This window comes from Pseudomonas cerasi (genome assembly GCF_900074915.1).
GTDB classification, from domain to species: Bacteria; Pseudomonadota; Gammaproteobacteria; order Pseudomonadales; family Pseudomonadaceae; genus Aquipseudomonas; species Aquipseudomonas cerasi.
On the sequence record NZ_LT222319.1, the window covers coordinates 1,538,875 to 1,559,944 of the forward strand.

Sequence of the window (21,070 nt, forward strand, 5' to 3'; positions counted from 1 at the left end):
CCCAAGCACTGAACGGTTGAGTCCCGATGAAGCAGATGTCCTTCGCTGACGCCGAATACGCTGGCAAACGCAAACAAACCCGCCGTGAACGCTTCCTGATCGAGATGGATCAGGTCGTGCCCTGGAATGGCTTGGTCAAACTGATCGAGCCACACTATCCAAAGGGCGAAGGTGGTCGCCCTGCCTATCCGTTGATGGCGATGTTGCGGGTTCATCTGATGCAAAACTGGTTCGGCTACAGCGATCCGGCCATGGAAGAATCGCTCTACGAAACCACAATTCTGCGACAGTTTGCAGGACTGCACCTGGATCGGATTCCGGACGAAACCACGATCCTCAATTTCCGCCGACTGCTGGAGAAACATGAGCTGGCCGGTGGGATTTTGCAGGTCATCAATGGCTATTTGGGCGACCGTGGTTTGTTGCTGCGCCAGGGCACCGTGGTCGATGCAACGATCATCCATGCGGCGAGTTCGACCAAGAACGAGGACGGAAAACGTGACCCTGAAATGCACCAGACGAAGAAAGGAAATCAATATTTCTTCGGGATGAAAGCGCACATCGGTGTCGATGCCGAATCCGGTTTGGTGCATAGCGTGGTGGGCACGGCGGCGAATGTAGCTGACGTAACTCAGGTCGACCAGTTACTGCACGGAGAAGAAACTTACGTCTCTGGCGACGCGGGCTACACCGGTGTCGAAAAGCGTCCCGAGCATCAAAATCGCCAAATGATATGGTCGATTGCAGCGCGGCCCAGCAGTTATAAAAAGCATGCAAAGGAAAGTCTGATCGGGCGCATGCGTCGCAAAATCGAATACGCGAAAGCTCAACTGCGCGCCAAGGTTGAGCATCCGTTTCGAGTGATCAAACGCCAGTTTGGTTATACGAAAGTACGCTTCCGAGGCCTGCTGAAAAACACTGCGCAGCAGACCACGCTATTTGCTCTGTCCAATCTGTGGATGATGCGAAAACGACTGCTGAATACAGGAGAGGTGCGCCTGTAATGTGGACAATTGACGCTAAAAAGCGCTTGTCCGAAGAAAAAAGAGGAGTTGGGCGAGGCAAAGGTCTGATTTTCGATTGAAACGACGTTTTTTGAAACTTTGAAGCAACGGGAGGGTTAAAAAGTCTGCCTACTTCAGACCTTCCTTAGGTCGCCGGTGGTTTCGCACACTCGCTGCTCATAATAGCTGCAGACTCCCGTGTTTCCTCTACCATTCCAATCCCAAGGAGCTAGCCCTCGAGGATCACTCCAACGCAGGGGGTTCGCACTAACATATCCGAATGTGTTGAGCCCACCACCCAACCCAATCGGATCACTCTGCACATACCGCCCGGTGTCCGGGTTGTAATCCCGGTGATAGTTATAGCTCAGCTGCGTTTGCGCATCGTAGATCTGTCCTGGAAACCTCAGTGCGATGGCCGTGGCTTTGCCGTCGCCATCCACATCCTCCTCAGGAGTTCCCACACCATACGCATCGCTGTTCCAACGCCACAGCAGGGCCTGGGAACTGTCTGTCGCCAGTCTCGGTGTGTTCAGGTGATCGACATGAAGGTAAATCAGTTTGCTGCTGCTCACTTCACCCAGCGCAGAGAAGTTCGCCGTCAGCTGTGCCAGCGGCATGTTGTCCAGCCAGAACCAGTATTGGCCACTGGTTTTCTGGCCATTTCCGTCATAGAACGTTTGGCCGATCAGCTTGCCGCTTGGGTCATACAGGTAGGTGGTTGTGCCCGCCAACGCCTGACTACCCATGACGTAAGAGCGTTTGATGATTCGCTGGCCTAGTGCGTTGTATTTGTAGTCGGCAATTTTGTAGATGTTTGCCTGATAAACCTCGCTCAGACGGCCTTGGCTGTCGTAGGTGAATCGGCGGCCATTGATCTGCGTGTGGTTACCCGCAGCGTCCACAGGCAGTGTGGAGCCATTGACGCTGGTTAGCCGGTTGCTGTCGCTGGCATAGGTTAAAGACTGAGTCTGCGTGGCATCACTTGTGGTCAGGCTGGTAGTGGTACGCTGAGTTCTGTTGCCAGTGGCGTCGAAGCTGTAAGCCTTCTTGATGCTGTTGGTTTGCTCCTGAGTCAAACGGCCCAGTGCATCATATTCATACTGCACCGCACCCCCACAGACTGGTGGCTGTCTCGGCGATATTACTGTCAGCGTCGTACCGATAAGTTGTTTGCCAGTTGCCGACTTGCTGCTGGGTCAGTTGATAGTCCTGGTCATAGGTTCTCGACAGCAGGATACCGTTGCCCCAGGTAAGAGAATTGACTGGACCAAAAGGCTGGTAAGAGATGTTGCTGGCCAGCGTTGCTGTCTTGTTGCCGATGGCCAGTTTGATGCCCGTGACCTGTGCCGCGCTGTTACGCGTGTAGGTCAGGTTGATATTCGATGGATAGCCGATCTGCACCAGATTACGGGCGGCGTCATACCCGTAATTCAGTGTTTCATAATAGTCGCCGCTGTTAACGCCAACCGAGCGATACTGCCTGACCAGATTGCCCTTGGCGTCGTAGGTATACGTCAGAACCCCGGCACTGTCCTGTAGGCCGGTGAGGTGGCCAATTCCAAGATTGCCATCAGCAGTCTGATCATAGAGAAACTTGATATTGAGCGCCGGTGTGGCCGGATAGCTTTTACTGGTCAGACGATTGAGCGCGTCGTAGGCATACTCGGTCACAACCCCACGTGCATCAGTGCTGCGAATGAGATTGTTGGCCTCGTCGTAGGCATAAGTGCTGGTACCGCCGTCCGTGCTTTTGCTGCTGATGCGGTTGCCTAAACTGTCGTAGGTATACAGCGTCGTCACGCCACGTGGGTCGACTACCTTGGTGACTTTGTCGTCAGAGTTGTAGCCCAAGGCAGTCACGCCCTGCAGAGCATTGACGATCTTGCTGGCCCGATTCAGAGCGTCGAACGCTTGCTGCGTTTTGTTGTTACGCGGAGTGGTATAGCTCGACTGATTGTCGTTCAGGTCATAGCCATAACGTTGCGTCTGATCACCAGCACCCACAACCCGGATCAGACGACCTAACTCATCGAACACACGTCGCTGAAGATGGACCACGGCTCCATTGGTGTCTTTGGTCTGTTCCGCCGTCCGATTACCCATTGGGTCGAGAGTGTAATTGATGCTTTCACCAAGCCGATTGCGCACCCCGATAAGCCTGCGGGCATCGTCATAGCTGTACTTGACCCAGTTTCCATCAGCCGTGGTCACTTGCAGCAAATCACCGACTTCGTTGTACCCATACTGGGTAGTCGACGAATCAACAGTCAGACTGGCAAGCCAGCCTTGAGGGGTGTAGCTGAGGGTCGTCACCACCCCGTTTGGGTCAGTGACACTTTGCGGATTGCCGTAGCTGTCGAAACTGGCAAGCGTGTAGACCTGACCCAGCGCGTTGGTCACCGTTGTAAGGTTGCCTTGGGCGTCGTATGCATACCGAGTAACATCATCCACGTCAGTACGCGCGCCATCCACACTCGCAACCTGCCCCAAGGCAGTATAGGTCCGGCTGATCGTGCCGGCCTGGGCAGAACATGCCAGCCAAGCGCAGGCAATACCTACTGCAGTTTTACGCAAGAAAGAAACGGTCATGCTCAGATCCTTGAAATAGGGAGTGCTCATCGGGATGTGCTCTGCCGAGTGAGCTCGCGTCCTTGATTGTCATAGCTATACACAGTCACGCGATTGGGTTCAATTACCCTGATTGGCAGAAAACGATCAGGGTCCCATTCCGTTGTAGTGGTGCGTGCCAAGCTAGGGTTTGTCTGAAAAGTCAGCCCGCAAGCATCTTTCGATGCAGGCCAGTGTGACCATGGCTTTAAAGCTGCTGGCCAGTTTGTCGTAACGCGTACAGATCCGACGTTTTTCCTTAAGCCAGCTGAATACTCGCTCAATAACGTTGCGTTTTTTGTACTGAGGCCTGTCAAACAGCCGAGGCAAGCCGGGTCGAGGCTTGCGATGCATCTTGCGCAGCGGAATCACCGGCTGCATGCCGTAGCGGTCGCAGTACTGACGTATAACCTGACTGTCATAACCCTTGTCGGCAAGCACATAACGGCAACGCTTGCGCGGGCGACCCCTGCTGCCAGGAAGGCTGATCTGATCCAGCAACGGCATGAAGTGGCGCGAGTCAGCCTGCTCGCCGGGCGACAGCATGATGGCCAGCGGGAAGCCATGACTGTCGCAGGCGAGGTGTATTTTGGTGGTCAGTCCGCCCCTGCTTCGGCCGAGACAGTGGTGTTGCGGTTCCTGCGGGCCCCTTTTTTTCCAGCACCGCTGGCAGCCCGGGCGGCCCGGATTGACGTGGAATCGACCATCCAGGTATCCAGATCGATAAACCCGTCTTCTCGCAAACGAAGATGAAGGTGGCGCAGAACCTGCTTGAACGTGCCGTTGTCACGCCATTGCCTGAAGCGCTGGTAAACGGTCTTCCAAGGCCCAAAACGTTCTGGAAGATCCCGCCATTTGGCGCCAGAGCACAAAATCCAGAAGATTCCATCAAGCATCTGACGATCATCGCGCCTTGGCCGCCCCATGTGTTGAGGAGGGGAAACAATGGCTTCAATGATCGCCCAACGCTCAGATGAAATTTCATAACGGCCTGTCATGACGGCTCTCCTGGCAACCAGAGGGCATCATTCTAACGAACGCGACTTTTCAGACAATCCCTAGTACCGCTGGCCTCGGTGCGGCTGATTTCCAGGCCCCTGTCGTTGTACTCATAAGTGGTAATCAAGCCTTTGGCATCGGTTTTGGTCAGTACGAGGCCGCGGTCGTTATAGGTGTAGGAGGAGTTGGTAGCTGGGCAGTCGGGGGTAGGTTCACCTTTAACTTCGACTAATCGCTTCACGCCGGAAATAATTTCGTACCTATATGTTGTATCTTTACCAAGCTCATTTGTTACGACACTGGATAAGTCAGATGTATAAGATATCTTGACCGCACCCGCATTACCTGCATGCTGACTGGAAATAGCCCTACCTGCCCTGTCATAAGCCCAAGTGGCAAAGCGAACACCTCGCTCATCTGTAATCCCTGTAAGTAGATTACGGCTGAAAGAGTCTTCGTAGTGGTACTTTCTGATAGAGACACTACCGTTAGAAGTCAGTTGCCGCTCGGTCAAATTTTGATTATTATCATATACGAAAGTAATATCTTGCGTAGTTGTCTTTACTGATTTAATCCTACGTCGCGCGCCTTCCACCAAGACAACAGACTCGCCATAGTTATTGTTTACAACTATCTCACGCCCTGTACCTCGATTACTGTAAACCAACTTATATACAACCCCTTGCGGATCATTAACTTGAGTCAGATCACCCGAAGCTGAAAAAAATAATACCTCATGATTTAAGCCGTCATATCGCCACGAATCGTTTTCCTTTTTTAGAATTCCGACATCAGTTTTGGAAATGTAATTTTCAGTACTCGGCGAAAATAGATTTTCTTTACCGTCCGATCTTACCATAACCGCAGATCGATCCGAAAAGAAAAGGTAGGTAGAAAAATTATGTCTCCAAAGACTGTCCGAGCTATTATAGAAACGCGAAATCCTCATGGTTCTCGATTCAAAGTCAGTTTCATCTTGAATCTTATTTCCATATGTGAAATTGATAGGATTCCCTGCTAGAGTTGATGGGCTCGAGCAACTCATAGAGTGATCATCGCGCCCTTTAGCAGACTCCTTTGTACAAGCACTGTACCGTGGATTTGGTCTCTCTCCCTCAGGACAGTTTAGTGTAATCAACACCCCATCGCCAAACGTAGTTGGATAAGAAGAGTTAAAACCACATGCGTAATAGAACTGAGATATATATCGATTATTTTCGGGTTTATAGAACTGTGTCATATGCGGCCACGACTCATATAGTGTTTCGCACATCTGCTCTGGCGTTTCAAAATAAGCGTCAGGAAGGTTGCCGTCCGTCCTCCAAGTTTTATAAACGTCTGCACGAACAGACGACAAGTATATAGCTTGAGCAATAAAGACAAAAAAAATCTTGAAAAAAATCTTTTTACTTTTCATGAAATGCCTTTTTCAATTTGAGCGTCGTATGCGTAACGAGTGACGTCATCCACATCAGTACGCGCACCAACGATACTTGCGAGCTGCCCAAGGGCTGTATAAGTGCGACTGATGGTGCTTGCTTGCACAGAGAATGCCAGCCAGGTGCAGGCAATTCCCACAGTGGCTTTGCGCAAGAAAGAAACGGTCATGCTCAGACCCTTGAAATAGGGAGTGCTCATCGGGATGTGCTCTGCCGAGTGAGCTCACGTCCTTGATTGTCATAACTATACACGGTAACTCGATTGGGTTCAATTACCCTGATAGGCAGAAAACGATCAGGGTCCCATTCCGTTGTAGTGGTGCGTGCCAACGTAGTACCACTGGCCTCGGTGCGGCTGATTTCAAAGCCCCTGTCGTTGTAATCATAAGTGGTGATCAAGCCTTTGGCATCGGTTTTAGTTAGTACGAGGCCGCGATCGTTGTAGGTATAGGTGGAGTTGCTGTAGGGGCAATTAGGCGTAGGCTCTCCTTCAATAGATGTAATCTTCTGTATGCCTCCAATAACGTCGTAATGATAAATCGACTTGCGTCCCAAAGAGTTTATAACCGTAGAATAACCTGTTCCGTAGGTAATCTCAGTTTTCTGAGATTCATTTGCATGCTTTGAGGAAACGGCACGACCAAGGCTGTCGTACTCCCAACTGGCATAAACGATTCCTCGTTCATTAAGTATCCCTGTTAGGAACTTATCAGAGCTAGGGCTTTCATACTTATAAGAGCGCACCATCTCGACACCCCCGTTTGACTTAGCTACACGAGATAGCATGCCACTTGAATTATAAGTGTAGTTTACCATGAAGTCTTTGCTTTTCATGCTTAACAACTGGTGCCTAGAGTCTTCCTCTAGTTCAACAATATTTCCATACTCGTCTGATAACTGTATTCTAGTACTCGAACTACCAACTACGTAATTCAGAGTCACATTTCCGCCGTCAGGGTTGGAAACCTTTATTAATTTCCCAATGGCGGAGTAAAAATATGTTGAGCGGTCTACAGAATTATAGATCCATTGGCTATTGACTCCGTCATAGCTCAATTTTCCGATATCTGAAACGGAGGTATAAACGCCTGACTTTTCTGTATAAGCTGATGCTCCGGAATCTCCTTTTATCACAACCACAGAGCCGCTAGCGAAATCCAGGCGTGAGGAAAAATTATGGACCCAGGCCCCATTCAAGCTATTATAAGTACGAAAAACTTTTATGCTATGGCCCCCGCCAGCTGTAAGGTCAATCTCCTGTTGCATTTTGTTTCCGGAAATAACATTTACTGGGTTACCTACAAAAACATCCGGCGTGCTTGTTGGTACATCACAAGTAGAAATTTCAGTTGCACGCCCAATGGCACCAATTCGCTTACACTGCATGCTAGGAAAGTCTAGAACCTCCGAATCATCACATGTCACTTCCCCATAGTCTACAGATCCAAAATATCCTTGATTCAAATCAGAACCGCATTGAAAACGCTTAAATTTGAAGTCGGGATCATAAAAACTCTTTTCCGGACGATAATACGAGGAAATCCCCGGAAGCTCGACATAATATATATATTCACAGCCCTGTTCCGGAGTTTGGAATATAACAGGAGGGATGTATCCTTCCCACCAAAATTTATAGGTCCGAGCTTGGGCTGACTCTTCGCCTACCAAAGCTAAAGTTATTAGTACAGCAAAAAACCTTGTAAAATTATTCAATGTCATAATCCACACGATAGATGAATTGCAAGAGTCCAAAAGTCTTAACCGGTCTAAAAGACAGTAGGCCGCTCTGCGAAATCACGGTTCGACCTGGAAAGTGGCGGCGGCTATCCAGATCGACCACACCGACAAGTCGAACCGGCTGATACGAGAGCAAGGCAAGGTCATGCACAGATCCTTCTGGTAGAGGGTATTCAATAGCTAAAGGGTCATGTCAGCGAGGACTGACTTGCCGGCCGGTTTCCCTGCCCTGACTGTCGTAGGTGTATACCGTGGTACCGGCGGTTCTACAACCTAGGTGCGCAGGAAGCGGGTGGGGTCCCGTTCGGAGGTAGTGACTGGGGCATGAGGAGTGCCGCTGTCTTCGCCGACAATATCAAAATGATATCCATTATCGGCAATTTTCGGAGCCGAATTGCATGGTAGTACGACTTGCCAGCCCGTAGGTTATCCGTTCCTGTACAGTGCTTTGACAGCAACCAGGCTAACAAAGGGACTACGTACGAGTAAAAACGTATTCCCGTTACGCGCTTTGGTTATTCTTAGGCGCTCTGGTCCGTGGTAGATATTGATTTTGGGCCAACCTGCGTCGCTTAGTCGTTACAAACGGAACTAAGTAGGGCATCACAGCGTACTAACCAAAACATTATATTCCCGACAATACTGCACTGGGAAGACCGAGCCACCGAGTGGTCAATGATCCCGGACAAGGTTGAAGTCAAAGTGGACGTGGTCAATGTGCGAACTGGTGATGTGACCAGCTCTGGAGTCATCAAGGGCAGCAGCGGGCTGGCCACTTGGGGCGGCGATCATCCACAGGACTTGCTTCCAGAGCCTGTAGCTGAATTCGTCTCTTCACTGTTCTGAGACGTATTGTTCAGCTCGATGGGGCGACGAACCGCACGCAATTTTTTCCGGTCGTTGCCGATAGGGGTGCAGGGCAAATCAAGGAGAGAAGAATGCCGTTTACAGATCATCGCGTCGCCAATTCGCTGGATATCTTCATCAGCCGCAGTGTAGTCCCGTCGAAATTGAGGCTACATCGCCCAACACAGCCAAATTTTCTCTTCACGAACGCTACCTAAGGTCCGAGACGCTCGGGAGGTTTTTCCGAGCTGAACTCTATAGTGTCAATGGTGGGGCTGAAGCGAGCGTGCGTCTAACGGATAGAGTGTCAATGTCTGTCGTAGTCGACCTACAGATAGTCAATCTTTAGCAATAGCATTGACAGTCAATGCTGGTTTCGCCTGGGCTGGCTGAAGCCTATATTTTCCGGAGGTCATACGTTGTCAATCCATCAGGTAGATAGGTGATACGAAGCTCTTGTGTTGACAGTGATCCTCGACGGCGCTTACAGCCGCTTACCCTGTTGGCGCTGGGTCGAATTGACCCTGTTGCCGAGATGTCGCTGACTCAGTCGGACGCCCTAAAAACCATTGCGCCTACTGCCGATATGGAGATGGGATAGTTTTGCGTCAGTACGTGGGTCAGTCCGGCATTAACAATCAGTAGCCATAATATCAGGGAGCTGCAGTCGCGGTTCCAGACGAAGCTCCAGTAAACTAGATAAAGAGCCGGGTGGCGAGAACTGACCAGTACCTCGCGCTTCAAAACCTGAGCGCTCATTTGTCGCCACCGGCAACTGAACCAGCAGCCAGCCAGTCCATTGCGGAAAGCAGCACGTTACCGTCAGGTGCTCCCTGCAGCTTGATCGATCGTCCAGAGACTTTATCCTTGATGACCAACGTCGGTGTGGCAGTGATGCCGTCCTGGCTGGCCTTGTGAGCCTGGCTAATGACGGCCCGTTGCACGGACGGGTTGCTCGAAGCGCAGTTATCAATATATTGCTGTCGATCCTCAAGCCCCGGGATCTGCGGATTGCCAGTAGCTCCAGCACCGTTCGACCGAGTACGCTGATAAATGAGTTCGACTGCGAGCCAGAAAGCGTCATTGCCGCGCTCAATCCCTGCGCACTCAGCCCACCGAGCTTCATAGCTCGCGGCCGGCTCGTTCATAGGAAGAGGGAGGTGGTGCCACTGGAGGTTTACGTCTGGATGCTGATCAACCCATGCTTTGAGCTGTGGGAAATAATCCTTGCAGTACGGGCATTCCAGATCTGCATACTCCACGATGGTGAATCTGGCACGGCTGCTCCCGTAAACCCACGCGCCATTATGCTTCGTCTGTTTGGTTGTCTTTCTGACGCTGTCGGCGGTGTTGGGCATTTGCATGGCCTGTCTGACATCTGGCAGGCATTCAAAAGCCAGGATTGCCAAGGCGACCGCACCGATGCCGTACAGGATCTGGCGATGTGTGGGTCGCTTCATGCGGAGGCCTCTTTGTCGAGGAGCTGTTTGGCCAGCAGCTCCTGATCCAGCAGCGTCAGAAGAGCTTTCTGGGCGCTTTCAGGCTGTGGGTGATGCTCAAGCCACTGGTCCAGCGCTTTGTGCAGTTGGGACTGGATCTCTCGACGATCAACCGCTACATGTTTCACGACTTCCAGGTGTTCGATCAGGACCGGTGCGCAAATTTTCAAGGCCAGCAGAGCATCTTCCTGTGGGTTTTTGAGTAGTTGAGTCAGGCTGTCGATCAGATTTTGAGTCAGGGCATCCATGGCTCTCATGCCAGGTTCTCCAAGGGTGAAGCGGGGAATGTAATGGTTGTCGGTTCAATCCCGCGAATGCGGTCGAGGTCGTGTGCGATCGCCATTGCGGCTCCCAGCTCGTCTACCCCTAATGACTGCATTAGATCGTACCGCTGTTTTTTTTCTTCCGGCTCAGTCATGGCCAATGCCAGGAGCAGGCTTGGGGGCACGGCTCGAAACAAAACCTCCATCGATTTGGAAAGCACAACCCCTTCAGTATACTTTCCGCTCTCTTTGCGGGCTGACAGCATCAGTGACTTTTGCGCAGGCGTCAGCTTACGGAACGTGGTGATTTTCTCCACTTCATCCGGTGGCATGTTCAGGCAGATCCACCACTCGATCATGTTAAGCATCGGTGCTGCTGCTGACGGAAGGTCGTCGATGTTCTGAGTGGCAAGCCAGAACCAGGCACCGAGTTTTCGCCACATCTTGGTGATCTTGATGACGTAGGGCGAGAGAAGGGGATTTTTCGTAATGATGTGACCCTCGTCAGTGAAGTTGACGATCGGACGCCCCTTGAATTGGTCCCGTTCTGCAATGTTGTTCACGGTGTTGATCAGCGAGATGTAGGCGACCGACAGTTGGGCGTTATACCCCTCGCGGGCGTAGGTGGCCAAGTCCAGGATTGTGATGTCGGCCTCAGGCCAAGGCGTACCCTCCCGGTTGAACATCTCACCGTCAGCCCCCATGCAGAACATGTCCATGGCTTCAGCCATCTCAAACATGCGTTCTCGGCGCTTTTCCGGAAGGGTGGTGTCCTTGCCAGCGTCACTCAGCGCATCACGCACATCCTCCGTCTTGACTGCTCGTTCAGCGTCAAAGCATGTTCTGGCTGCCGTCAGAATGCAGTGCCTAATGGCGCTGCGGTCTGCGCGAGTGAGTCGAGCCTCTTCTCTCTCTTCGCCGCCGGTGATCATGAGCCTGGCCACGATCTCCATTTCGCCCAAAACATCACGCTCCTCTTCGCCCTGTTCAGGCATTGTTTGCAGATGCTCATCGGATCCTTCAATGTCATCGGCATCCAGGATCGTGACTTTGTCAGGTGTTGAAACCAGGCGAATGGCATCAGTGAAGGGGGCCAGACTCACGCCCGACCCTGGCGCCAACTTGAGCCGGTTGACCGTCAGCCCAAGCTTTTGGGCAAAATCTCCCAGTAGGCCGAAACTATTACCGGCTTCAATGATGAACAGGCGCGGCCTGTAAATGGCGATTAACTGCATCAGCAAATTGTTGGCCGTGGCTGACTTACCTGAACCTGTCGGGCCAAACAGGAGCAGATGGGCATTCATCTGCCGATCAAGCTTGTTGAACGGGTCGAACGTCAGCGGTGCCCCGCCCCTGTTGAACAGGGTTATGCCGGGGTTGCCCGTGCCGCTGGCACGACCCCATATCGGCGAAAGGTTCGCGACATGCTGGGCGAGCATCATCTGCGTGTACCAGTCCAAAGCATGTTTCTTGTTCACATCAAAACTGGCGGGCAGCCACCGCAGGTAACTGCTGAGAGGGGCGACTTCATCACGAGGATAGACAGGTTCCATACCGGCGCTAAGCATGGCATTGGCAAGCTCCATGCTTCGACTTTCCAGTTGTTGCTCATCCTTGCCGGTCAAGTAAAAAACCACGTTGCCCCGGTACAGCTTGTGTTTTCGACCGATCAGTTTCCGGGCTTCGTCGACCGCTTCACGGGTCAGGGCGGAGGCTTGATTGTCACCGACTGATTTACGTGCCAGTTTTTCCAGGTGGGCCTCCAGAACATCCTGTGGAGTGATCACCAGCGTGATGTTGAGTACTGTGTCCTCGGGCAACTTGTCGAACAAGGCATGCAGCGCGTCCCCGCCTTTACGGTTTTCACCCGTCAGGTGCCCGGTCTTTGGCGCATCGCGTAAGCGATCGAGGACGATGACGCGGTGAGGGCGCGAGTCGAAGTACCAGAGACCCTTCTTGGCATCCGATTGCGGTTCGCTGTAGAACAGGCACTGAGAGAAATCATCGCCGCTGGCCAGCGGCAGCGTGCCCTCTTCTGGTGGTTCGACCGTGCGGTTATTGACGATTTCGAAGAAACGATCGATGTCCTGGCGCTTTGATCCCAAGTGTTCGGGATGCGGGTTGAACCAGTGCAACAGCCAGTGACGAATGTCATGGCGATCCATGCGCCGGGTTTTGATGCCCGCGTTGGCCAGTCCTCCCGTCAGGCGCTCGCAAATGTTTTTCAAGTACATCGACGGCGTCTGGCCACGAACCAGTCCATCGCCGGTGCAACGCCGGTAGACGACCATGCGAACCCTGCGTTGCTGGCCGCGCCAGGGCAGTTGAGACACTTTGGTGTCTTCAAATAAACCTCCCGGCTTGGAGATTGCCTCTAGGTGATGTTTGAATTGCTGCAGGTACATTTCTGTAAACGCCGTACCCTGAGCGCGAGGCTGGACGTAATCATGCAACGTCTCCAGATAATCTTCCCAACTGGTTTCATCCTTGGCGTAGAACTGCACCACCCAAGGCGATTCATCCAGTTCGTCAAAACTGTCCTGCAGCGCATTTTCGAGAGCATCGCGCGCTTTGCGTAACCACTCAGGATCCCGACCTTCGGTGCCGATGGGGGTGAGTTCATAGAATGCTGCCAGTGACTTGCCGTCCTCGAGCAGCATCGCTTGCTCCTGAGGGAGGTACTCCGTCCAGGGCAGCATGTCGACGAATGACGGGTTGACGGCATACAGGGCTGCGATATCGTCGACCGTCGCAGGTTTGCGCTTGGGATCTAGCCACGCGCCAGGCTCTGGTATGCCCTCAGCCGCCAGGCGAGCCAGATAACGCTCTCTGGCCTGTGCGAAGATGGCCTCATCTCGTAGCTGATCGGCGATCGTCTCGACTGGAGTATCAACCACGGTGTCAGTGCCTCGATCCCGACGCTTTGTCAAACGCTTCAAAAGTCCCATCAATAATCCTCCACCCGCTCGCCGGGCATCGCGTATTGCACGCGTTGATACAGCGGAAATACGGTCGTATACCCCGGTACTGGCGCGGGATCGGAGCCCGCCAGGTGAGGGAATACGTACATGACCAGGTCCGGATTGGGCAGGCGCTTGAACTGGCTGTAGATCTCGTTCTGAGCCGTGCGCGTGTACGCGGCGCTGTCCTGCAGCGGCTGAGTGGCCCGCACATCGAGCGGGCGGCGCAGCTCTGCGCGAGCATCGAGCAGTTGCCGACCACTGGCGCTGCCACCCGAGCCCGTGGTGCCCTGGTTCCAGACATCCATCATGGTGCTGTCGCCATGCGGCAGCATTTCCTCCTTGCTGGTCTGGCATCCTGCGAGTGTGAGCAAGGCGACAATGAGTGACAGGCCGAGCCGTCCGCTACGGGGTGGCCTTGAAAGATCAATCCAGGTTGGCAGTGGCATGGCTCGCTCCTGATGCGTACTTGACCTTGCGGCCTTTGAGTTCGTAATCGATTTCCAGCTCCTGATCGATGTGCAGTGAGACTTGCGCACCAGGCAAGACATAAATGGCCGCGAACGCTTGTCCGTAGAGTTTGTTAACCCAGCTCGAAACATCCGTGACGCCTTGGGTCAGGATCTTTCCCATCGCCTCGTTACCAGACAAACCGGTGCTACCCAGCGTCCCAGAAGCGTTCGAGATGTAAGAGGAGGTGCTGCCCTCGGTCTTGATCAACGAGGCTGCTCCAGCACCTGCTGCGGTAATCAGGGCTTGTGAACCGATGTACTGCTGCGCATTGCTGCGTCGCTCGCCGGCGATGCACGGAATGCCGTAGGGATCACTGATCCAGCCCAGACCACCCTGGATGGGTTGTTGGTCGCCAGAGTTGTTTTGGTTGTTCTGGTTATTATTCTGCTGATTACCGCCCTGGACTGGGGCGGGTAACGTGCGGACAGTCCCATCGTTGAACACGAAGGTCAGGCTTTTGATCTGCCCCCGCACGCATGAGAGGGTCCAGTCGCCGGACGCTGTACCGCTGGCCACGGCACCGGCCACGTCTGGGAGATCGATGCCATTGGCCGTGAGGTTGTCCGGACCGATCAACACCTTGAACGGGTAGGGGTCATTAACCGTCCCATCCACGGGAACCCGGCCAATCAATGCTGACATGGCCACTGACCCCATCAACGTCGAGTTCTGAGGCAGGGTGTAGGCACGACGTACCTTCTTACGCTCCTGTTGCTGACCACCCATGTCATCGCGGACAGACTGAGCGCCTGTCGTCAGGGCTTTCTGGCCTCGGTCTACGGACTCGCCGAAGGCCGTAGGAAAACTGTAGCCGCTCGGAGAGACGCTCGTGCCAGCGGCGATCGGTTTACCGTTGCTGTCCAGGGCCGTCGCGTCCTGCGGATCGATCCAAACGATGTCTGAACCGCTTGAGTCGGACTTGAACTGTTGGCCATCTCCTTGCTGAACGCCCAGGCCAATCGGTAGATCCGGGTTCGTAGCGCCGTTTTGTCCCATCCGGGTCAGTTCGTCCATCTGTTTCTTGAAACCCTCCACCACGCTTTGCTGTTGCTGCTGACTGTCGAGTTTGAACTGCTCCTGGGCATTCTTCAGACGCTGCTCTACCGTCTGATCGATGTTCGCCAATCGTTGTTTGAGCGCCTCGTTGTCCTGCTTGACGGCTGAGTTCTGCGCCATCACATCGGTGATCTGCTGCTTGAGCTCGCGCCCTTCAGCCACGACCGTGCGTAGCGTGTCGCTCGGCGTGTCGCCTTCCACACCCAGAGCCTTGGCCTGTTCCGCTGTAAGTTTTGGGGCCGGTGCGTTGTCAGCCTGCTGTTCGGGTCCACCTCTCATCATCTTGATGCCGATGAACACCGTGAGCAGGAGAAGCGGAACCACCAGGTACTTGAGCAGCGGGTTACTCTTCATGCTTGGCTCCCCGGGTTGCACGCGGATCTGCTGGGGCGGCGGAGAACACGGTTGCTTGTGTCAGCCCGTGTCCCCGTGTGACCAGGTACAAGGTCGTAGTGTCACTGGCATCACCACAAGGTCCGAGATACGGGTGCTGAAATGCTGCGGTCGCGAACTCACCCATCAGTTCACGAGGGTCCCCGGCCTGATTGCCACTCGATTGTCTGGTCGACTCCAGACGCTTGCTGGCAGTGTCCTTGTAGTCGTCGATGCGCGATGGCGTCTGGCGCAATGAGCGTCCTGCCCAGTCGGTGCGAAACGGCCCCGGCTCTACGCACGTGACGGAAATCCCCAATGGCTTGACCTCCGCGAGCAGCGCGTCGGAAAAACCTTCGACGGCGTGCTTGGAGGCTGCGTAGTAGCCCGATCCCGGAAAGCCGATAAGGCCGGCAACCGAAGTGATATTGATGATGTGACCGCTGCGTTGTTCGCGCATGATCGGCAGCACGGCGCGGGTGACGGCGAACAGACCAAACACGTTGGCATCGAACTGGGCACGGATTTCAGCGTCTTCGCCTTCTTCGATCGAGCTCTGATAACCGTAACCCGCATTGTTGACCAGTACGTCGATTCTGCCGAACTGCTCCTTTGCGGCAGCCACGGCGGCTTCTATCTGGTCTGCCTTGCCGACGTCGAGGTCGACCACCAGTACCTGGCCTTTTGCACCCTCGGTCAGGTCTGCGACTCGCGACTTGTCCCTGGCCGTTGCCACGAGGCGCCAGCCGCGCGCGATGACAAGTTTGGCCAGTTCGCGGCCGAAGCCGGTGGAACAGCCGGTGATGAACCACACCGGGGTATTGGTCGATTCGCCTGCCATGTCATTTTCTCCTTCACAAGGGGTCTGATGGTTGTGACAGGGCATAGCGTGGGTCGTTTCATTGAGTCGCCAGTCGGAATCACGCCTCGGCAAGCGGGTCTTCATGAACGCTTCTCATCGCTGCCTGATGAGCCAGAAACAGCTGTTAAATCAGTTTTTTGGCGCTAGAATCGGCGCGCCTCAAGAAGTCTGGCCGATATCCACCGGATATCAGCCATAAGCCTTTGTACAGATGGCGCAGCCTCTGTCAGGCTTTTTTTATTGCCTGTATTTCGGGTGTAAACTTGCCTTTCGCGCACTGGCGCTTTCAGGTCCCGTGAACATGACACAGATCTCCGAACGTTTCCTGGTGCAGGCGCATCTTGATGCCAAACAGCCCAGGACGTTGAGCCCGGCAGAGCAGGCGCGTTACCGTGCCGACATTGCTGAGGAACTCAAGAAGCAGGACGCCGTGCTGGTCGCTCACTATTACTGTGATCCGGTTATCCAGGCGCTGGCCGAGGAAACCGGTGGCTGCGTGGCCGACTCTCTGGAAATGGCGCGCTTCAGCAATAACCACGCGGCCAGTACTGTGCTGGTGGCGGGTGTACGTTTCATGGGCGAAACCGCGAAGATCCTCAACCCGGAAAAACGCGTGTTCATGCCGACGCTTGAGGCCACCTGCTCGCTCGATGTGGGGTGCCCGGTCGATGAGTTTTCCGCTTTTTGCGACCAGCATCCGGAGCGTACGGTGGTGGTGTATGCCAACACCTCGGCAGCGGTCAAAGCCCGTGCGGACTGGGTAGTGACCTCAGGCTGTGCGCTGGAGATCGTCGAGAGTCTGATGGACAACGGTGAGAAAATCATCTGGGCGCCAGACAAGCACCTGGGCCGCTACATTCAGCGTGAAACCGGTGCCGACATGCTGTTGTGGGACGGTGCCTGCATCGTCCACGAAGAGTTCAAATCCAAGCAGCTCGAAGACATGAAAGCCTTGTACCCCGAAGCTGCGATTCTGGTTCACCCGGAGTCGCCGGAAGCGGTCATCGAGCTGGCTGACGTGGTCGGCTCCACCAGCCAGATGATTGCTGCAGCGCAACGCTTGCCCAACAAGACGTTCATCGTCGCCACTGACCGCGGCATCTTCTACAAGATGCAGCAGCTGTGTCCGGACAAGATCTTTATCGAGGCGCCTACGGCCGGTAACGGCGCGGCGTGCCGGAGTTGCGCACATTGCCCGTGGATGGCGATGAATACGCTTGAGCGCACCTTGCAGTGCCTGCGTGAGGGCGGTAACGAGATATTCGTCGACCCGGCGCTGATCCCCAATGCCGTGCGCCCATTGCAACGCATGCTGGACTTCACTCAGGCAGCGCGCTTGCGACAGGCAGGCAACGCCTGACCGCTGTGATGAAAAAGCCCGACTGAAGCGCCGGGCTTTTCATTTGTGGTCGCGTATCGGGCGCCTTGCGCCGGACGATCAGTTCATCATGTCCTTGACCATCCGCTCCTGCTCGATCAGATCCTTTTGCCGCGCATCGATCCGCGATGCCAGCTGAAAATTATTGGCCGCACGGCGTTTGGCGAAGTCCAGCTGCTGGATCGCCTGACGGAAATCACCGACCAGCGCAAAGTACTCGGCGCGCGCCTGATGCAGTCCGATGGTGTTGCCATTCAGGCCACGGGTTTCCGCCACGACGTACCAGATGTCCGGATCGTCCGGGCGGGTCTTGAGCAGGGCTTCAAGGCTTTTCTCGGCTTCGGCCGTGCGGTTCTGCTTGAGCAGCACGTCGATACGCACGTCGTTGAGCGGATAATTGCCGGGGTACAGCGTCAGCATGCGATCGACACGCTGCTGCGCATCGGCCAGCCGGTTATTGGTGATGTCCAGATCGATCTGCGTCAGGTTGTAGGTAATGTCGTTCGGCGCTTTTTCGAGCAATGGCTTGAGGGTTTCCCTGGCCTCGTTCAACTGTCCGCCCTTGATCTGTGCGATGGCCAGGCCATAGCGCGCCGGATCGGATTTCGGGTTTTCAACCAGTTGCGCACGGAAGCGCTTGGCGGCGATGCCAGGCGTTTCTTCATAGATCAGTGCCACGCGGGCGCGCATCAGTTGATACAGCGCGCTGTCTTCCTTACCGCCCGGTTTGGCCTGTTCGGCACGGTTGCGTGTGTCGGCGATCCGCGATTCGCTGACCGGGTGAGTCAGCAGAAACTCCGGAGGTCTGGCGTCGAATCGATATTGGCGCATTAGGCGCTCGAACATGGTCGGCATGTTACGCGGGTCATAACCGGCCTTCTCCAGGTTGAGAATGCCGATGCGGTCGGCCTCCTGCTCGTTCTGGCGTGAAAAGCGCCGTTGCTCCTGGATCGCGGCGGCCTGTGAGCCGGCGATGGTGGCGATACCCGCATCACCCGCGCCTGCGGCTGCCATGACGATACCTGCCAGCATCGCGGCCATGACTGGCACCTGCATGCGTTGCTGGGCTTCTATGCCTCTGGCGAAGTGGCGCTGCGACAAGTGAGCCAGCTCGTGAGCCAGTACCGAAGCGTACTCGCCCTCGGTCTGAGCATTGAGAAACAGACCGCCGTTGACGCCGATGATCCCGCCGGGTGCGGCAAAGGCGTTGAGTTGCGGGCTGTTGATCAGGATGAATTCAAGCCGCCGGTCCTGAACCTGACTGGTCTCGGCAAGGCTGTAGACCGAGGTTTCGACGTAGTCCTTGAGCTGCGGGTCCGACAGCTGCGCCACCTGGCCGCGCAGCAACCCCAGCCACGCACGGCCCAGACGGTGCTCCTGTTCGGGAGAGACAATCGAGGAGCTGGCGTCACCCAGTGAGGGGAGGTCATCCGCCATGCCGTGTGTAGCGAACAGGCAGGCGAGAGTGAGCAGTGTAGGACGCAAAAAATTCATGCACGAAGCTCTGGTCAGAAGAACCTGTACTGTAGCTGGCTCAATGGCGTGCTGACCAGAGTGAGGTATTCTTGCCGCCTTGTTCGTGCTGCCTTTTCGGACCCGCTTTGTAATTCGATGTGTCCGCCTGGAGAGAAACGATGTCTGACGCTGTAGTGCGCCCCGAGGTCTGTGATGCCGAACTGGATGCCAGTGGTCTCAACTGTCCGCTGCCCCTGCTGAAAGCCAAGATGGAGCTCAACCGCCTGGCCAGCGGCGCGGTGCTTAAAGTCATTGCCACCGATGCCGGTTCGCAGCGCGATTTTCGAACCTTTGCCAGGCTTGCCGGGCATGAGTTGCTGTATGAAGAGGTCGATGCTGGCATTTATCGTTACTGGCTGCGCAAGGCCTGATCCATTGCTGCGGTTTTTTTCGAAAAGGATGTTTGATGTTCAATGTGCTTCGCAATTGGGTGCAACGCTATTTCTCTGACGAGGAAGCGGTGGTCCTGGCAGTTTTGCTGTTTCTGGCGTTCACCCTTGTCCTGACGCTGGGCGGCATGCTGGCGCCGGTTCTCGCCGGTCTGGTGCTGGCGTTTCTGATGCATGGTCTGGTCAGCGCTCTGGAACGCCTGCGCATGCCTGAAATGGCCGCCGTCGGTCTGGTCTTCACCCTGTTCATCGGCGTATTGCTGGTGTTCCTGCTGGTGTTGGTGCCTCTGCTCTGGCATCAGTTGATCACCTTGTTCAACGAAGCACCGGGCATGCTTGCCAAGTGGCAGTCGGTACTGCTGTTGCTGCCCGAGCGTTATCCGCATCTGGTGTCCGACGAGCAAGTGCTGCTGGCCATTGAAGTCGCCCGTGGTGAAGTGGGCAAGATCGGTCAGTTGGCTCTGACGTTCTCGATCTCCAGTCTGCCTCTGCTGGTAAACCTGATGATCTATCTGGTGCTGGTACCGATTCTGGTGTTCTTCTTCCTCAAGGATCGGCACATGATCGGCCGCTGGGCGCGTGGTTATCTGCCCCGTGAGCGTGCCTTGATCAACCGGGTGGCGGATGAGATGAAGCGCCAGATTGCCAATTACATTCGCGGCAAGGTCATCGAGATTTTCATCTGTGGTGGCGTGACCTACATCGCTTTCGCCGCGCTCGGGCTCAATTACGCGGCGCTGCTGGCAATGCTGGTCGGCATATCGGTGGTCGTGCCTTATGTCGGCGCAGTGGTGGTCACCGTGCCGGTGGCGTTGATCGGTCTGTTTCAGTGGGGTTGGGGTGATCAGTTCATCTACCTGATGATCGCTCACGGGATCATTCAGGCGCTGGATGGCAACGTGCTTGTGCCTCTGTTGTTTTCCGAGGCCGTCAATCTGCACCCGGTCGCAATCATCTGCGCCGTGCTGTTGTTCGGTGGGCTGTGGGGGTTCTGGGGGATCTTCTTTGCGATTCCGCTGGCCACGCTGTTCAAGGCCGTGCTCGACGCCTGGCCACGCAATGAGCCGACGGTAGCCCCGTTGCTTTGACGCGATTATTGCGACAGCAGGACTGAATCGCTGCGGCACCTTGCGCGCCGCAGCGGGGCATGCCGATCAGCCTTTGTTCAGGGCTTCGGCCTGCGCCAATACTTCAGCCACATGGCCTGGCACTTTCACACCGCGCCATTCCTGACGCAGTACGCCTTCCTTGTCGATCAGGAAGGTGCTGCGGTCGACGCCCAGGTATTCCTTGCCGTAGAGCTTCTTGAGCTTGATGACGTCGAACAGTTGGCAGACAGCTTCGTCCTTGTCCGAAATCAGCTCGAACGGGAACGACTGCTTGGCCTTGAAGTTTTCGTGGGTCTTCAGGCTGTCCCGGGAAACACCGAGCACAACCGTGTTGGCTGCCTGAAACTGCGCGATGTGGTCACGAAAGTCCTGGCCCTGCGTGGTGCAGCCGGGCGTGTTGTCTTTCGGGTAAAAATAAATCACGACCTGCTGACCCTTGAGCGCAGACAGCTCGACAGTCTGTCCGCTGGTAGCGGGTGCCTGAAAATCGGGAACCGGATGATCTACTGTGACAGTCAT

Annotated in this window: 16 protein-coding genes and 3 pseudogenes; 5 read left to right on the forward strand and 14 right to left on the reverse strand. The window is 54.9% G+C overall.

Features of this window, described 5'->3' with window-relative positions; genetic code table 11:
• Nucleotides 1–26 precede the first annotated feature (26 nt).
• Complete coding sequence (locus tag PCPL58_RS09455) at nt 27–1,004, forward strand: IS5 family transposase (RefSeq protein ID WP_065348561.1); 978 nt, start codon at nt 27–29, stop codon at nt 1,002–1,004.
• Nucleotides 1,005–1,231: 227 nt separating this feature from the next.
• Here PCPL58_RS09455 and PCPL58_RS32415 read toward each other — a convergent pair.
• The 6 genes and pseudogenes from PCPL58_RS32415 to PCPL58_RS29345 all read right to left on the reverse strand — a co-directional run.
• A pseudogene (locus tag PCPL58_RS32415) lies at nt 1,232–3,626 on the reverse strand (RHS repeat-associated core domain-containing protein); the annotation flags it as partial.
• Nucleotides 3,623–3,760, reverse strand: a pseudogene (locus PCPL58_RS32420) (RHS repeat protein); the annotation flags it as partial. The pseudogenes PCPL58_RS32415 and PCPL58_RS32420, both read right to left, overlap by 4 nt.
• Nucleotides 3,759–4,612 (reverse strand): IS5 family transposase gene (locus PCPL58_RS29335; RefSeq protein WP_102136180.1). Its coding sequence is split into 2 segments (ribosomal slippage): nt 3,759–4,264 and nt 4,264–4,612, totalling 855 coding nucleotides; the frame shifts between segments, so codons are not numbered across the junction. The gene PCPL58_RS29335 and the pseudogene PCPL58_RS32420, both read right to left, overlap by 2 nt.
• A gap of 32 nt (nt 4,613–4,644) precedes the next feature.
• Nucleotides 4,645–6,030 carry a DUF6531 domain-containing protein gene (locus PCPL58_RS29340; RefSeq protein ID WP_083188354.1) on the reverse strand — a complete coding sequence of 462 codons (1,386 nt, stop codon included), beginning with the start codon at nt 6,028–6,030 and terminating at the stop codon, nt 4,645–4,647.
• 17 nt (nt 6,031–6,047) lie between these two features.
• Nucleotides 6,048–6,251 (reverse strand): annotated as a pseudogene (locus PCPL58_RS09475) (hypothetical protein); the annotation flags it as partial.
• Nucleotides 6,248–7,771: a DUF6531 domain-containing protein gene (locus tag PCPL58_RS29345; protein WP_232002914.1), complete on the reverse strand. Its 1,524-nt coding sequence runs from the start codon at nt 7,769–7,771 to the stop codon at nt 6,248–6,250. The gene PCPL58_RS29345 and the pseudogene PCPL58_RS09475, both read right to left, overlap by 4 nt.
• Nucleotides 7,772–8,431: 660 nt before the next feature.
• Between PCPL58_RS29345 and PCPL58_RS09480 the strand changes: the two genes are divergently transcribed.
• Nucleotides 8,432–8,635, forward strand: a complete 204-nt coding sequence (locus PCPL58_RS09480; RefSeq protein ID WP_232002949.1) for a DUF4823 domain-containing protein — start codon at nt 8,432–8,434, stop codon at nt 8,633–8,635.
• A 755-nt stretch (nt 8,636–9,390) separates the two neighbouring features.
• Here PCPL58_RS09480 and PCPL58_RS09485 read toward each other — a convergent pair.
• From PCPL58_RS09485 to PCPL58_RS09510, 6 genes are read right to left on the reverse strand one after another with little or no spacing between them, the layout of a single operon-like run.
• Complete coding sequence (locus tag PCPL58_RS09485) at nt 9,391–10,095, reverse strand: DsbA family protein (RefSeq protein ID WP_065349288.1); 705 nt, start codon at nt 10,093–10,095, stop codon at nt 9,391–9,393.
• A complete protein-coding gene (locus PCPL58_RS09490; protein WP_057442555.1) occupies nt 10,092–10,391 on the reverse strand; it encodes a hypothetical protein in 300 nt (99 codons plus the stop codon). Before PCPL58_RS09490 ends, PCPL58_RS09485 begins: the two co-directional genes overlap by 4 nt.
• Nucleotides 10,388–13,345: a conjugative transfer ATPase gene (locus PCPL58_RS09495; protein ID WP_065349289.1), complete on the reverse strand. Its 2,958-nt coding sequence runs from the start codon at nt 13,343–13,345 to the stop codon at nt 10,388–10,390. Before PCPL58_RS09495 ends, PCPL58_RS09490 begins: the two co-directional genes overlap by 4 nt.
• Nucleotides 13,345–13,806, reverse strand: a complete 462-nt coding sequence (locus tag PCPL58_RS09500) for a TIGR03751 family conjugal transfer lipoprotein (protein WP_083188356.1) — start codon at nt 13,804–13,806, stop codon at nt 13,345–13,347. The genes PCPL58_RS09495 and PCPL58_RS09500 overlap by 1 nt, the downstream gene beginning before the upstream one ends.
• The gene (locus tag PCPL58_RS09505; RefSeq protein WP_065349290.1) at nt 13,784–15,280 is read right to left on the reverse strand and encodes a TIGR03752 family integrating conjugative element protein; all 1,497 of its coding nucleotides are present in this window, start codon (nt 15,278–15,280) and stop codon (nt 13,784–13,786) included. Before PCPL58_RS09505 ends, PCPL58_RS09500 begins: the two co-directional genes overlap by 23 nt.
• Complete coding sequence (locus PCPL58_RS09510) at nt 15,270–16,139, reverse strand: oxidoreductase (protein WP_083188357.1); 870 nt, start codon at nt 16,137–16,139, stop codon at nt 15,270–15,272. The genes PCPL58_RS09505 and PCPL58_RS09510 overlap by 11 nt, the downstream gene beginning before the upstream one ends.
• 322 nt (nt 16,140–16,461) lie before the next feature.
• Between PCPL58_RS09510 and nadA the strand changes: the two genes are divergently transcribed.
• Nucleotides 16,462–17,520 carry a quinolinate synthase NadA gene (gene nadA / locus PCPL58_RS09515; protein ID WP_003368256.1) on the forward strand — a complete coding sequence of 353 codons (1,059 nt, stop codon included), beginning with the start codon at nt 16,462–16,464 and terminating at the stop codon, nt 17,518–17,520.
• A 78-nt stretch (nt 17,521–17,598) separates the two neighbouring features.
• Here nadA and PCPL58_RS09520 read toward each other — a convergent pair whose 3' ends face one another.
• Nucleotides 17,599–19,032 (reverse strand): M48 family metalloprotease, encoded by a 1,434-nt coding sequence (locus tag PCPL58_RS09520; protein WP_065349291.1) that lies wholly within the window; start codon nt 19,030–19,032, stop codon nt 17,599–17,601.
• A gap of 140 nt (nt 19,033–19,172) precedes the next feature.
• On the opposite strand from PCPL58_RS09520, the gene PCPL58_RS09525 reads away from it, so the two are divergent.
• Together PCPL58_RS09525 and PCPL58_RS09530 are read left to right on the forward strand one after the other, a co-directional pair.
• Complete coding sequence (locus tag PCPL58_RS09525; RefSeq protein ID WP_065349292.1) at nt 19,173–19,424, forward strand: sulfurtransferase TusA family protein; 252 nt, start codon at nt 19,173–19,175, stop codon at nt 19,422–19,424.
• Nucleotides 19,425–19,459: 35 nt separating this feature from the next.
• Nucleotides 19,460–20,530 (forward strand): AI-2E family transporter, encoded by a 1,071-nt coding sequence (locus PCPL58_RS09530; protein ID WP_011267087.1) that lies wholly within the window; start codon nt 19,460–19,462, stop codon nt 20,528–20,530.
• 66 nt (nt 20,531–20,596) lie between these two features.
• Here PCPL58_RS09530 and PCPL58_RS09535 read toward each other — a convergent pair whose 3' ends face one another.
• Complete coding sequence (locus tag PCPL58_RS09535) at nt 20,597–21,070, reverse strand: peroxiredoxin (RefSeq protein ID WP_003317382.1); 474 nt, start codon at nt 21,068–21,070, stop codon at nt 20,597–20,599.

What these genes read in the sequence shown, in the direction of transcription:
- PCPL58_RS09455 (WP_065348561.1), top strand. Translation starts at nt 27, where the DNA reads ATGAAGCAGATGTCCTTCGCTGACGCCGAATACGCTGGCAAACGCAAA.
- PCPL58_RS29340 (WP_083188354.1), bottom strand. Translation starts at nt 6,030, where the DNA reads ATGAAAAGTAAAAAGATTTTTTTCAAGATTTTTTTTGTCTTTATTGCT.
- PCPL58_RS29345 (WP_232002914.1), bottom strand. Translation starts at nt 7,771, where the DNA reads ATGACATTGAATAATTTTACAAGGTTTTTTGCTGTACTAATAACTTTA.
- PCPL58_RS09485 (WP_065349288.1), bottom strand. Translation starts at nt 10,095, where the DNA reads ATGAAGCGACCCACACATCGCCAGATCCTGTACGGCATCGGTGCGGTC.
- PCPL58_RS09490 (WP_057442555.1), bottom strand. Translation starts at nt 10,391, where the DNA reads ATGAGAGCCATGGATGCCCTGACTCAAAATCTGATCGACAGCCTGACT.
- PCPL58_RS09495 (WP_065349289.1), bottom strand. Translation starts at nt 13,345, where the DNA reads ATGGGACTTTTGAAGCGTTTGACAAAGCGTCGGGATCGAGGCACTGAC.
- PCPL58_RS09500 (WP_083188356.1), bottom strand. Translation starts at nt 13,806, where the DNA reads ATGCCACTGCCAACCTGGATTGATCTTTCAAGGCCACCCCGTAGCGGA.
- PCPL58_RS09505 (WP_065349290.1), bottom strand. Translation starts at nt 15,280, where the DNA reads ATGAAGAGTAACCCGCTGCTCAAGTACCTGGTGGTTCCGCTTCTCCTG.
- PCPL58_RS09510 (WP_083188357.1), bottom strand. Translation starts at nt 16,139, where the DNA reads ATGGCAGGCGAATCGACCAATACCCCGGTGTGGTTCATCACCGGCTGT.
- nadA (WP_003368256.1), top strand. Translation starts at nt 16,462, where the DNA reads ATGACACAGATCTCCGAACGTTTCCTGGTGCAGGCGCATCTTGATGCC.
- PCPL58_RS09520 (WP_065349291.1), bottom strand. Translation starts at nt 19,032, where the DNA reads ATGAATTTTTTGCGTCCTACACTGCTCACTCTCGCCTGCCTGTTCGCT.
- PCPL58_RS09525 (WP_065349292.1), top strand. Translation starts at nt 19,173, where the DNA reads ATGTCTGACGCTGTAGTGCGCCCCGAGGTCTGTGATGCCGAACTGGAT.
- PCPL58_RS09530 (WP_011267087.1), top strand. Translation starts at nt 19,460, where the DNA reads ATGTTCAATGTGCTTCGCAATTGGGTGCAACGCTATTTCTCTGACGAG.
- PCPL58_RS09535 (WP_003317382.1), bottom strand. Translation starts at nt 21,070, where the DNA reads ATGACTGTCACAGTAGATCATCCGGTTCCCGATTTTCAGGCACCCGCT.